Genomic DNA, 13073 nt, shown 5'->3' on the forward strand with positions numbered 1-13073 from the left:
TATGAGAAATAGAGTAGGGTTTTTAATGCTTTTTATCTGTTCGTTGATGTGTGCTCAACAAAAGACTTTCAAATTTGATTTTGGAGGGAACAGAACCGAAAATGGATTTATTCCAATTACTTCAACTTCAAAATTTGACAGGAAAATCGGGTATGGATTTATGGATATTTCTGGTTTAAAATCGGTCGACAATGGCGGAAACGCTTTGACGGGAGATTTTATCACGAGCGACAAACCTTTCTATTTTTCAGTGGCAATTCCTGAAGGAAATTATGATATTAAACTGAATTTAGGCGATACAAAAGGAACTTCTGAAACGACAGTTCGTGTAGAAAACCGCCGTCTGATGCTGAATGATGTTAAAACAAAACAAGGCGAAATTCTTGAAAAAAAAATCACCGTTCACATAAAAGACAGCATTATCCGAAATCGGGATGGAGAAAAAATTGGTATTGTCAAACTAAAACCGAGAGAAACAAAATATTTACATTGGGATAATCTTTTAACGATTGAATTTAATGATAAGGCGCCGAAAGTTTGCTCAATTATTATTCAACCCAACAAAACAGCGAAAACGATTTACCTGACAGGCGATTCAACGGTTGTTGATGCGCAGTACGAACCGTGGGCTTCGTGGGGACAAATGCTACCATATTTTTTTGTTCCGAATGAGGTTGTGATTGCCAATTACGCCGAAAGCGGAGAAACTTTAAAAGCCTTTGAAGACCGCCACAGAATCGATAAAATCTGGAATAAATTGAAAGCTGGAGATTATTTATTCATTCAATTTGGACACAACGACCAAAAAGCAGGAAACAGTACAAAATCAGGTTACAGAAAAAGGTTAAAAGAATGGATTCAGAAGGCAAAACAATTGGGAGCAATTCCGGTTTTAGTAACTTCGATGAACCGCAGAGTTTTTGATGAAAATAATAAAATTGTCAATACGTTAGACGATTTTCCTGATGCAATGCGAGAAATTGCGAAGAAAGAAAAAGTTGATTTAATTGATTTAAATGTATTAAGCAAAACATTGTTTGAAGCGATGGGACCGGAAGCTGCAAAAAAAGCATTTGTTCATTATCCCGCAAATTCTTACCCGAATCAGCCGACCACTTTGGCAGACGATACGCATTTCAATCCTTACGGAGCTTACGAATTGGCAAAATGTGTCGTAAAATCTATTGTTGATCAGAATTTACCTTTAAAGAAATATATTTCAAAGAATTATAAAAATTTTAACCCCAATAAACCCGATGATGCAGAAAAATTTCACTGGCCGAAATCTGTTTTTATGGAATCTTTAAAGCCGGATGGAAATTAAAATGTTGAACTTAATAAGCTTAATTAAATTAACAAAGTTTATTCTTTTAAACATTAAGGATTTAAGAAATAACTTAAATGTAAAATGAAGAACCAATAAATTGATTTAGAATAAGAATCATTAAGAAGAGTCTTAAAATCTTAATTTTCTTAATGTTGAAATAAAGAAAAAATCTTTGATTTTTAAACTAATGTGTTCTTCTCAAAAGTAGAATCACAAACTTAAATAACTTAATTGTTAAATCTTTTGTGACTTTTGACTCCGTCGAATCTTCGATTTGTGGTTAAATAAAAAGTTAAAAAATGAAAATTAAAAATATAGTCAAACTCAGCGTTCTCTGTTTTGCTTTCGGAAATCTTTCCGCACAAAATCCGTGGCCAAAAACTACCGAGACTGCAAAACCCTGGACACGATGGTGGTGGATGGGAAGTGCAGTTGACGAAAAAGGACTGGATAAGCAACTGACAACGCTTTCCAAAGCAGGTTTCGGCGGCGTTGAAATCGTCCCGATTTACGGTGCGAAAGGTTTTGAAAATCAGTATATCAATTACCTTTCCCCGGAATGGATGAAAATGCTTAAGTTTACCACGAATAAAGCAAAAAGCTTGAATATGGGCGTTGATATGGCTGTCGGAACAGGTTGGCCAATTGGCGGACCACAAGTGGATGAGCAGGATGCAGCGACAAAAATGATGGTTCAAACTTATACGATTTCATCAGACGAAAAATTTTCAGATAAAATTATTCTGAAAGACGAAAAACAAAAGAATTTAAAAACCGTAAAACTCGATATTGTAACGGCTTACAACGAAAAAAATGAAGCGGTAGTTTTAACGGATAAAATCAATGCTGATGGCTCTTTAAAATGGAAGCCGACATCCGGAAAATGGACAATCTATGCTGTTTTTGTCGGCAAAACTTTACAAAAAGTAAAACGTGCCGCTCCGGGCGGAGAGGGCTATACTTTAGACCATTTTTCGCCGGAGGCTACAAAAGATTATTTGAAAACTTTTGATAAAGCTTTTGGAAATTCAAATTACGGAGTCCGCTCTTTTTTCAATGACAGTTATGAAGTGTACAATGCCGATTGGACGGCTGAATTTAAAGAAGAATTCAAAAAAAGGAGAGGCTACGATTTGAGTCCTTACATCAAATATTTGGTAAGTGATAATGAAAGTGAGATTTCAGGAAGAATAAAATCGGATTACCGGGAAACGATGAGTGAACTGATTTTAAATAATTTCACCAAAGATTTTACAAATTGGGCACATTCAAAAAATTCAAAAAATACCAATCAGGCGCACGGTTCACCGGGAAATTTGCTGGATTTGTACGCTGCAGTTGACATTCCGGAATCTGAAACTTTTGGCAGCACGCCATTTGATATTTCAGGTTTGAAGAGAAACGATGAAGATATTCAAAAATCTGATATTCCGGATATTAATATGTTGAAATTTGCATCTTCAGCAGCCAATATTACAGGAAAACCTTTGATTTCCAATGAATCTTTTACGTGGTTGACGGAGCACTTCAAAACTTCGTGGTCACAGGTAAAACCTGAAGCTGAGCAGATTTTTCTGTCAGGAATCAACCATATTTTCTACCACGGAACAACTTATACGCCGGCTGATGTTCAGTTTCCGGGATGGTTGTTTTATGCCTCGACCAATTTCGTTCCTGAAAACAGTTTGTGGTCACATTTAACGGGATTAAATTCTTACGTTGCGAGAACTCAAAGTGTTTTACAAAGCGGAAAATCGGATAATGAACTTTTGATTTATTGGCCGATTTACGACCAATGGGCAAATCCAAAAGGAAAAGATGTTGCGTTTAAAATTCACAATATTGAAAAATGGTTGCAACCAACTGAGTTTTATAAAAATCTTGATAGATTAGGAAAATCCGGATACTCTTTGGATATGGTTTCAGACAAAATGATTGGCGAGGCGAAACTAGATAATCAAAATATTCAGGTTTCAAAAGAAGGAGGTTCTTACAAGGTTTTAATCATTCCTCAACTCAATTATTTACCGGAATCTACTTTAAAAAATATTTTAAACTTAGCTCAAAACGGCGCATCAGTTATATTTCAAAACGAACCGAAAAATATTCCGGGATTTTTTGAGGCTGAAAAAAGAAAATCAGAATTGGAGACTTTATGGAAATCAATTCCTTTTCAGCAAAATGGAAATTTGAAACTGGCTACATTCGGAAAAGGAAAAATTATTCTAAGTTCTGATGTTGAAAAAGGCTTAGAATATTTAAAAATCGAAAGAGAAAAACTGACCGACACCGGGTTGAAATTCATCAGAAGGAATTTTGAAGGTGGAAAATATTATTACATTGTCAATCACACTTCAAAGGAAATCAATCAAAATATTCCATTAAATTATATCGGAAAACAGACGGCTTTGATGAATCCTGAAAACGGTGATTCCGGAGTTGCTGAAACGCAGAATAATTCGGTTAGAATTCAGCTGAAATCAGGCGAATCATTAATTATAAAATCTTCTGAAAATACCGATAATGCTATCCCAAAATGGAAATATATTGAGAAAACAGAAGCTCCGATTGCTCTCAGTCAGCCTTGGAATTTGACTTTCAAAGAAGGCGGTCCCGAACTTCCGAAATCAAGAAAAATAAATCAACTTCAGCCTTGGACAGATTTTACAGAAGACGCATCAACGCAGAGTTTTTCAGGAACGGGAGTTTATACGACTTCATTAAATTTAAAGAAAAATAAAGCCGACGATTTTGTGCTGAAATTTGACAAATTATATGAAAGTGCAAAAGTAATTGTCAACGGTCACGATGCGGGAATTGTTTGGAGTCTTCCGTTCGAAATCAGTATCGGAAAATATCTGAAAAAAGGAAAAAACACCATCCAGATTGAAGTTTCCAACCTGATGGCCAACCGAATCCGTTATATGGACCGGAATAAAATCCGGTGGAGAAATTATCACGAAATTAATTTTGTAAACATCGATTACAAGGCTTTCGATGCATCAGACTGGAAAGTGCAGCCTTCCGGTTTGGATGGAGAAATTCAATTAATTCCTGTATATTTCTCGAAATAATTTCAATGACAGTCTGCAATTAACAATCTTTGTGTTCTTATTTAAGTGAAACGCCTTTGCGAACTTAAAAACAGTTAGTAGTTGAAAAAAACTTTGCGGACTTTGCGTTAAATATTATAGAAAAACAGGTCAAATTAAATAGTAAAATAAAATTATGAAACAAGTCATAGTAAAAACATTAGCATTAGGAACTTTACTCACATTCGGATTTTCCAATGCTCAAAACAAACCGAAAGTCATTTTAGACAATTTTTTCAATAACGAAAAAAAGGAAAATAAAGAAACCAAAGTTTTAGAATCGTGGCATTACACTTGGAATGACACCACCAACGGCGGATTTTCTTTGCTTGGCGAAATCTTTCAGAAACAGGGCGCAGAAATCGGTACTTTGAAAACCGCTCCCTCTAAAAAAGATTTGAAAAATGCCAATATTTACATCATTGTTGACGCCGATATCGACAAAGAAGCTTACGGCGGAAAAGCCAATTTAGTCGATGCAAAATCGATTAAGAATCTTGAAAACTGGGTGAAAAATGGCGGTGTTTTGGTTTTAATGAGCAACGACAACGGCAATTCAGAATTTGAACATTTCAATCATTTGGCAGAAAAATTCGGAATTAATTTCAATGATGACAGTTACAATCGCGTTCAGAAAAGAGAATTTGAACAAGGGAAAGTGATGGTTCCGGCCGGAAACGAAATTTTCTCCGAACAGAAATTATATATGAAAGAAGTGAGTTCCATCAATGTGAAATCTCCCGCCAAAGCTATTTTGACGGCAGAAGGCAAAAATATCGGGGCTATTGCAAAATTTGGCAAAGGAACCGTTTTCGCTTTGGGTGATCCTTGGTGCTACAACGAATATATCGACGGTAAAAAATTGCCGGCAGACTTTACCAATTATCGGGGAACTGAAGAATGGGTGAAATGGTTACTGAAGCAGGTTTCCAAAAAATAATCAAAATTGTGCAATCGATTGAAGTTGTATGATTAGAATTATTTGACTTCGTCGAACCACTTTGTTAGGTTTGGGCAGCTATTTCCGCCTTCCACTCCGCTTTTTCGCTCGTCGTGCCTCCTCACAAAAAGAGCTCCGTTCAAGTCGGGCTGCGAGAGATTCAAACGTTTTAAATGTTATTATTAGATTATTTGTCATTCTGAACGAAATGAAATGGAGTGAAGAATCTCAACTAAACTAATGAGATTCTTCCTTCGTCAGAATGACATTGCGAAAAATATTAGTTTATAAAAGCATTCAGCAAAACTTATTAAAAAAAAGATTTATGAAATCGCTGTTTAGCGATTCCGTATGACATTAGAAAAAAAATAGAATCTGCATATGAAAATCAAATATATCTTCATTACATCCGCCTTATTTCTTTCGCAAACTTTTTTTGCGCAAAGGCAAATGGAATATTTAAAACGTGGAATCGCTGCCATTCCTGCAGAATCAGGGATTTTTGTAAGTTGGCGTTTACTTGGAACTGAAGCTCAGAACATACATTTCGACGTGTACCGCACAGAAAATAATCAGACCAAAAAGCTGAATGAAAAACCGTTGTACAATGAAACTAATTTTTTAGACAAAACTGCCGACAAAGGAAAAAACTATACTTATTTCGTAAAATCAAACACTCAGAATCAGGATGTTGGCCAGGATTTTGCAAAATATACAGCCAATCAAAAGCCTTATTTTTCAATTCCGTTGGAAACGCCTGAAGGTTACACGCCGAATGACGCTTCGGTTGCCGATTTGGATGGTGACGGCGAATACGAAATCATTATTCATCAAACCGGAAGATCAAAAGATAACAGCCAGAAAGGAGAGACAGACCCGCCGATTATTCAGGCTTATAAAATGAATGGAACTTTTTTGTGGGAAATTAATTTAGGCAAAAACATACGAGAAGGGGCGCATTACACTCAGTTTTTAGTCTACGATTTAGACCAGGACGGAAAAGCGGAAATCGTAATGAAAACCGCTGACGGAAGCAAAGACGCCAAAGGAAAATTCATCGGTGACCCGACTAAAAATTACGTCAACGAAAACGGGATGATTCTTTCCGGCCCGGAATATATGACGGTTTTTAATGGTGAAACGGGTGAAGAAATTCATACCGTAAATTATCAGGTTCCGAGATTTGCAGGCAGTTTAAATCCGACCAATGAAGAAATGACCGAAACCTGGGGCGATGCCAAAGGAAACCGTATCGACCGATTTTTAGGAGCAGTTGCTTATCTGGACGGAAAAACGCCAAGTGTAATTATGTCAAGAGGTTACTACACCAGAACAGCGATTGCAGTCTGGGATTTTAAAGATAAAAAACTAAGTCTTCGCTGGCTTTTTGATACCGAAAGTTCGGAAGAAAACAAACAATATCGCGGACAGGGAAATCATAATTTAACGGTTGCCGATGTCGATAATGACGGAAAAGACGAAATTGTCTTCGGTGCAATGACGGTGGATGATGACGGAAAAGTTTTGAACAGCACAGGTTTTGGTCACGGTGATGCATTGCACGTTGGAGACCTCGATCCATCCAATCCGGGATTGGAAATTTTTGATATTCAGGAAAGATTTGATGATGCARGTGCGCATTTCAGGGACGGAAAAACCGGAAAAGTGCTGTGGAAATTACCTTCAACAGTTTATAGTAAACAAGGCAAATTTCAAGGTCCCGGAAGAGGTTTGTCTTTAAATATTGACCCGAGATTTGAAGGTTCGGAATCTTGGGCAGCCGGAGCGGGATTAAAAGGAGTTTACGATACCAAAGGAAAAAAAATAAGCGATAAAAATCCTCCGGCAAATATGGGAATTTATTGGGACGGAGATTTTTTAAGCGAAATTTTAGATGGAACCGTCGTTTCAAAATGGGACTGGAAAAAAGATAAAACGAATCTAATTTTTGATGCTAAGAATTTTCAGTGTGAATCGAATAACGGAACGAAGAAAAACCCGTCTTTGGTAGCCGATTTATTTGGAGATTGGCGCGAAGAGGTGATGTACAGAACTGCCGATAATAAAGAGTTGAGAATTTTCAGTACAACAATTCCTACAAAGCACAGATTGTATACTTTGATGCACAATCCGCAATATCGTTTGAGTATTGTGTGGCAAAATGTAGGCTACAATCAGCCTCCGCATACGGATTATTATCTGGATGAATCGGTGAAAGAAATTCCGAAGCCGAATATTTTCACAGTAAATCCAAAAAAAGTAAATTCATTTTATGAGAATTAAAATCATTACTCCTTTTATATCATTGGTCGTGCTTTTGGGAGTTTCATTTCAAAAATTCCAAAATAAACCCGTTTTGTATATTATCGGAGATTCGACGGTACAGAACGGCTCCGGTAAAGGTGCAGATTCACTTTGGGGATGGGGAAGTTTTATGGATTTATTTATTAATACAGATAAAATTGAAATTCAGAATCATGCAAGAGGCGGACGAAGCAGCAGAACTTTTTTAACGGACGGGCGATGGGATTCTATTATGAAAACGATTAAAAAAGGAGATTATGTTTTGATGCAATTTGGTCACAATGACGGCGGCGAATTGGCAGATACATTGAGAGCAAGAGGAACCATTAAAGGAATTGGTGAAGAATCAAAAGATATTTATAATCCGATCCGAAAAGTAAACGAAACGGTCTATACTTACGGTTATTATAAAAAATGTGACCTGAGGAAATTTATTAAATAAAAGAAAAATAAATATATAATACTTATGAAAAAGCTATTAACAACAGGTTTTTTTGCACTGATCATCGGAGGAATGACTTCCTGTTCAGTTCAGAAAAATACGGCTTCGGCAAAGGTTGAACTTCCAAACAAAAAAGAGGTTTTGGAAGTTTCAAGAAGGGCAAATCAATATTTTATGAACAAGTGGCCCGATACAAAAAAAGATATTGTCGGCAAAAAAGTCTGGCCGAGTAATCTTTGGACGAGAGCGGTTTACTATGAAGGTTTGATGGCTTTGTATTCCGTAGATCCGAAAAAAGAATATTACGATTATGCGATGTCTTGGGCAAATAATCATAACTGGGATTTACAGCGCGGAACTTATACAAGAAACGCCGATCATCAGGCTTGCGGACAAACCTACATCGATTTATATGAAATCGACGGAAAGAAACATCCTGAAAGAATCAAAAACGTGAAAGCTGCAATGGACAGCATGATTGCTACACCCAAAGTTGACGATTGGTGGTGGATTGATGCGCTGCAAATGAGTATGCCGATTTTTACAAAACTTGGAAGAATTACAGGTGAGCAAAAATATTTTGATAAAAATTACGAAATGTATGCTTACACCAAATATAAGCACGGAGGAAACGGTTTGTACAATCAGGCTGATAAAATCTGGTGGAGAGACAAAAGCTTTGTGCCGCCTTACAAAGAGCCGAACGGTGAAGATTGCTACTGGAGCCGTGGAAACGGTTGGGTAGTGGCTGCATTGGCTAAAACGCTACAAGATACCCCGAAAACCGATCCGCATTACCAGGAATATTTGCAGGATTATAAAGATTTGCTGGCTGCCTTACTTCCGATTCAGAGAGAAGACGGTTTTTGGAATGTAAGTCTGCATGATCCTAACAATTACGGCGGAAAAGAAACCACAGGAACTGCACTTTTCGTGTATGGAATGGCTTATGGAGTAAACAATAATTTAATTGACAGAGATACTTATTTACCTGTTTTGGTGAAAGCGTGGAATGCAATGGTAAAAGATTCGGTTCAGCCCAACGGATTTTTAGGCTGGGTACAGGGAACCGGAAAAGAACCTAAAGATGGGCAACCTTTAGCAGTTGATAAAGTTCCTGATTTTGAAGATTACGGATTAGGCTGTTTTTTATTGGCAGGAAGCGAAGTTTATAAGTTGAAATAAATTTTGGTTTTAAAATAAATGAAAGGGCTTAATGATAAAAATCGTTAAGTCTTTTTTGTTGATTTGAAGTAAAAATTAATATCTTAATTATTAAAAATTTAAGAATAAAGAACAATTGATTCATATTTCGGTAAATTTTTTTTGAATAAAATTTGATTAAAAATATGATAACTTCCATTAAAACAGATAATTAAATAACCAATGCTTTTCAATATAAAATTCTTATTTTTTCAAAAAGTTTGAGCATGACACTACAAGATGCGCAATCGATTACATCTTTTTAATTTTCAAACTCAAGCAATACGACAATTATGAATGCATTATTAGGAGTTATTTTTCATTTTTTAGGAGGCTTTTCATCGGGAAGTTTTTATCTGCCCTACAAAAAAGTAAAAGGTTGGCAATGGGAAACATTCTGGTTAATAGGAGGTGTTTTTTCGTGGATCATCGTTCCCCCTTTGGCAGCATTTCTTACCATTCCTAATTTCTGGGAAATCATTCAGAATGAATCTTCATCAATCTTGGGTTTAACATTTTTATTTGGCGCACTTTGGGGAATCGGCGGTTTTATGTATGGTTTGGGCGTTCGTTATTTAGGCGTTGCATTGGGAAGCAGCATCATGTTAGGATTGACAATGGTAATTGGTTCGTTGGTTCCATCGATTTATTATGAATTTTCTCCTCAAGCAGGAAAAGATAATATAGGTTTAATGTTTTCCAGCAATTGGGGGCAATTTGTTTTATTGGGACTTCTTATCTGCATCATCGGAATTATCATCAGTGGAAAAGCCGGTGTGATGAAAGACAAAGAGCTTCAGACAGAATCTGTGGATCCTCATGGCGTTGAGGTGAAAACAGAATATAAATTTGGTTTGGGATTGACCGTAGCAATTATTTCCGGAGTTTTAAGTGCTTGTTTCAATTTCGGATTAGAGGCAGGGAAACCAATGGCAGCAGTTGCCAACGAAGCCTGGAAATTGGCGAATCCTAATCAAGGAGAATTTCTTTTTCAGAATAATGTAACGTATGTTGTTGTGCTTTGGGGCGGTATGGCTTCCAATCTTATCGGTTGCCTTTACCTTTCATTTAAAAATAGATCGTATACCGATTATACCAAGAAAAATGTACCTGTTGTAAAGAATATAATTTTCTGTGCATTGGCAGGAACGATGTGGTTTTTACAGTTTTTCTTCTACGGAATGGGGGAAAGCAAAATGGGGAACGGACCAAGCTCATGGATTTTGCACATGGCGTTTATTATTTTGATTGCCAATCTCTGGGGTGTGATCATCAAAGAATGGAAAGGAGTTTCAAAGAAAACGATTTCTACGATTGTTGTAGGAATGATTGTAATGTTTATCTCAATTTTGATTGTAGGATACGGAAATTCTCTGCGATAAAGCGGAACAGAATCTACACACTTTATTTTTTATCATATTCATATAGTTAAGAGTTAAAAGCTCGATAAGGCACCGATATTTTTCGGTGTCTTTTTTTGTTAACTAAAAATGAATTGCAGCTATAGTTTTTGGTTAAAATAATTAACACACCTTTGTGTTTTAATTTTGAAAAAATGGTGTTATATTTTATTTTTTATAATTGAATTGATAATTTTTGCTTTTAATAATACGCTTTAATGTAAATATTTATGATAAATTATGAATTTTATAATGCAGGATATTGCAGGATGCCAAAACTTTTGTAACGCAGTACATTGGTAACATAAAAGTTAATATATATGTCTTTAATAATTAAACAGAAGAATTTTAAGCCGCTCATCGCACCGCTGTTTTTGCTTGCGTCCGGCTTTATGTTCGGGCAAAAGGCAGTAAGTGATACTGCAAAAACAGATACTAAAGATATCGAAGAGGTAGTAGTTATTGGATATGGTAAAGTGAAAAAATCTGATCTTACCGGATCCGTATCTTCAGTTTCTGCAAAAGATTTGGCAGCTACCCCCGCAATGAATGCGTTGCAGGCATTACAGGGAAGAGCTTCAGGTTTGAATATTATAACTGCAGGTGGTGCTCCCGGTGCAGGTGCAAATGTTACCATTCGTGGTGGTGCTTCTATTACCCAGGGTACAGAGCCATTGTACATTGTAGACGGTTTTCAGCTGGATAATGCTTTAAATATTATTAACCCGAATGATATTGAAAGTATCGATGTTTTGAAGGGAGCTTCTGCAATTGCAATCTATGGTTCGCGTGGATCCAACGGTATTATTGTTATTAAAACGAAAAGCGGAAAAAAGGGAAGAACTACCATTCAGTACAATTCTTTCATGTCATTTGATATGCTTTCGAAGAAGCTTGATATGGTCTCAAATCCTGAACAGTATGTGAAATACCAGTATGAGATGGCTCAGCTTCAGGGTAAAACTACGCAGTGGAGTAATGTTTTCGATAATAGTTTAGGTACAGATTCTCCGGGATTTTATACCGGTGCATTCAGCAGAATCAGTAACAGATACGGATCAGAAAACGGATTAGACTGGCAGGAAAGAATGTTGGGCGGAACTGGGCTTACCCAAAACCATAATGTAAACGTTTCTGCAGGTACAGATAAAACACAGGCTTTCATCAGTTATAACTACAATAAACAAGACGGTTTATTACAGAATTTCAGTGAAACCAGAAACTCATTACGTGCCAATATCAATTCAGAATTGTACAAAGGGATACGTTTAGATTTCAGCTCAATGTTTACTTCCAATTCTACAAACGGAGGAGGAGCATATTCCGGGATGAAAAAAATATTGCTTCAGCCGATTACGGGAGGAACATTATTTAGTCAGGATCAATTGTTTAATACACAGACTTTTGCAGATTATTCAAGTTTAGATTCTTCATTTGATACAGAAAATCCTTACATAGAAACTGCAGCATCTACACAAAACAGAAGAGCAAGAACATTTTTGGCTAATATAGGTCTTGAATTTGACTTATTTAAAGATTTTACATTCAGAACCGCAGGATCATATAACTGGACAAATACTAAATCTACAGCGTTTTCAGATCGAAACTCTCGGGCGTTTCTTACAGATCCTGTTAATACAGGAATCAACGGAAGTATTGCAAATTCTGAAGCGTACCGATATCAGATTACCAATACATTAACCTATAATAAAACTTTAGGTGAAAAGCATAAAATTACCGGCTTAGTTGGTAATGAAATTATCTATCAGGAAAATGAAAGCAATAGTATGAGATTGATAAGGTTTCCTACTATTCTAAATTACGGATTAGATGATATTACAAATGCTACCGTTGCAGATAAAGACGCTGATAGATCGTCATTTAGTTTACTTTCTTATTTCGGACGTGTAAATTATAATTATGATAATCGTTATTTATTAACAGGTACTTTACGTTATGATGGTTCTTCCAAATTTAAAGATAATCTTTGGGGGATGTTTCCATCGGCAGCTGTAGCTTGGCGTGTTTCTGAAGAAGGTTTTTGGAAAAATTCTAAAATTGAAGATTATATCAATGATCTGAAGTTAAGAGGAGAATATGGTGTGGTTGGTAATAATGGTATCCCAAATAATGTATTCAGAACCAATGTGGTAGGAACAGATTATCCTACGAATAATACAGTAGGTAATCTTGCTTTAGTAACAAATTCTGTTTTGGGAAACCGTGGTGTAGCGTGGGAGTCAATGAGATCTACAAACCTCGGTGTTGATCTTGCATTATTTAACAACAGAATCAAATTAACTTCTGAATGGTATAACAACAATGTAAATGGAATGTTGCTTGAAACTGTACTTCCGGCTTCTAC

General features: G+C 36.3%; 8 protein-coding genes. All 8 read left to right on the plus strand.

Going from position 1 to position 13073, the window contains the following annotated elements; translation table 11 throughout:
- Position 1 precedes the first annotated feature (1 nt).
- Positions 2-1324, plus strand: coding sequence for a rhamnogalacturonan acetylesterase (locus tag AB4Y90_RS04345; protein WP_441556207.1), 1323 nt, complete (start codon positions 2-4; stop codon positions 1322-1324).
- Positions 1325-1626: 302 nt separating this feature from the next.
- Complete coding sequence (locus AB4Y90_RS04350; RefSeq protein WP_441556209.1) at positions 1627-4401, plus strand: glycosyl hydrolase; 2775 nt, start codon at positions 1627-1629, stop codon at positions 4399-4401.
- Positions 4402-4555: 154 nt separating this feature from the next.
- Positions 4556-5359 carry a lacto-N-biose phosphorylase central domain-containing protein gene (locus AB4Y90_RS04355; RefSeq protein ID WP_441556210.1) on the plus strand — a complete coding sequence of 268 codons (804 nt, stop codon included), beginning with the start codon at positions 4556-4558 and terminating at the stop codon, positions 5357-5359.
- Between the two features lie 450 nt (positions 5360-5809).
- Positions 5810-7642 carry a rhamnogalacturonan lyase gene (locus AB4Y90_RS04360; protein WP_441556211.1) on the plus strand — a complete coding sequence of 611 codons (1833 nt, stop codon included), beginning with the start codon at positions 5810-5812 and terminating at the stop codon, positions 7640-7642.
- Positions 7632-8105: a hypothetical protein gene (locus tag AB4Y90_RS04365; RefSeq protein WP_441556212.1), complete on the plus strand. Its 474-nt coding sequence runs from the start codon at positions 7632-7634 to the stop codon at positions 8103-8105. The genes AB4Y90_RS04360 and AB4Y90_RS04365 overlap by 11 nt, the downstream gene beginning before the upstream one ends.
- Before the next feature lie 24 nt (positions 8106-8129).
- The gene (locus tag AB4Y90_RS04370; RefSeq protein WP_441556213.1) at positions 8130-9290 is read left to right on the plus strand and encodes a glycoside hydrolase family 88/105 protein; all 1161 of its coding nucleotides are present in this window, start codon (positions 8130-8132) and stop codon (positions 9288-9290) included.
- Between the two features lie 311 nt (positions 9291-9601).
- Positions 9602-10690: an L-rhamnose/proton symporter RhaT gene (gene rhaT / locus AB4Y90_RS04375; RefSeq protein ID WP_441556214.1), complete on the plus strand. Its 1089-nt coding sequence runs from the start codon at positions 9602-9604 to the stop codon at positions 10688-10690.
- Between the two features lie 338 nt (positions 10691-11028).
- Positions 11029-13073: SusC/RagA family TonB-linked outer membrane protein (locus AB4Y90_RS04380; protein ID WP_441556215.1), on the plus strand; the 2045-nt coding region annotated here is incomplete at its 3' end.

Origin of the sequence: Chryseobacterium sp. 2TAF14 (genome assembly GCF_052115105.1) — a bacterium.
Taxonomy (GTDB): Bacteria; Bacteroidota; Bacteroidia; order Flavobacteriales; family Weeksellaceae; genus Chryseobacterium.

Excerpts from the sequence above, each read along its gene's own strand:
- AB4Y90_RS04350 (WP_441556209.1), top strand. The coding sequence starts at position 1,627 with ATGAAAATTAAAAATATAGTCAAACTCAGCGTTCTCTGTTTTGCTTTC.
- AB4Y90_RS04370 (WP_441556213.1), top strand. The coding sequence starts at position 8,130 with ATGAAAAAGCTATTAACAACAGGTTTTTTTGCACTGATCATCGGAGGA.
- rhaT (WP_441556214.1), top strand. The coding sequence starts at position 9,602 with ATGAATGCATTATTAGGAGTTATTTTTCATTTTTTAGGAGGCTTTTCA.
- AB4Y90_RS04345 (WP_441556207.1), top strand. The coding sequence starts at position 2 with ATGAGAAATAGAGTAGGGTTTTTAATGCTTTTTATCTGTTCGTTGATG.
- AB4Y90_RS04355 (WP_441556210.1), top strand. The coding sequence starts at position 4,556 with ATGAAACAAGTCATAGTAAAAACATTAGCATTAGGAACTTTACTCACA.
- AB4Y90_RS04365 (WP_441556212.1), top strand. The coding sequence starts at position 7,632 with ATGAGAATTAAAATCATTACTCCTTTTATATCATTGGTCGTGCTTTTG.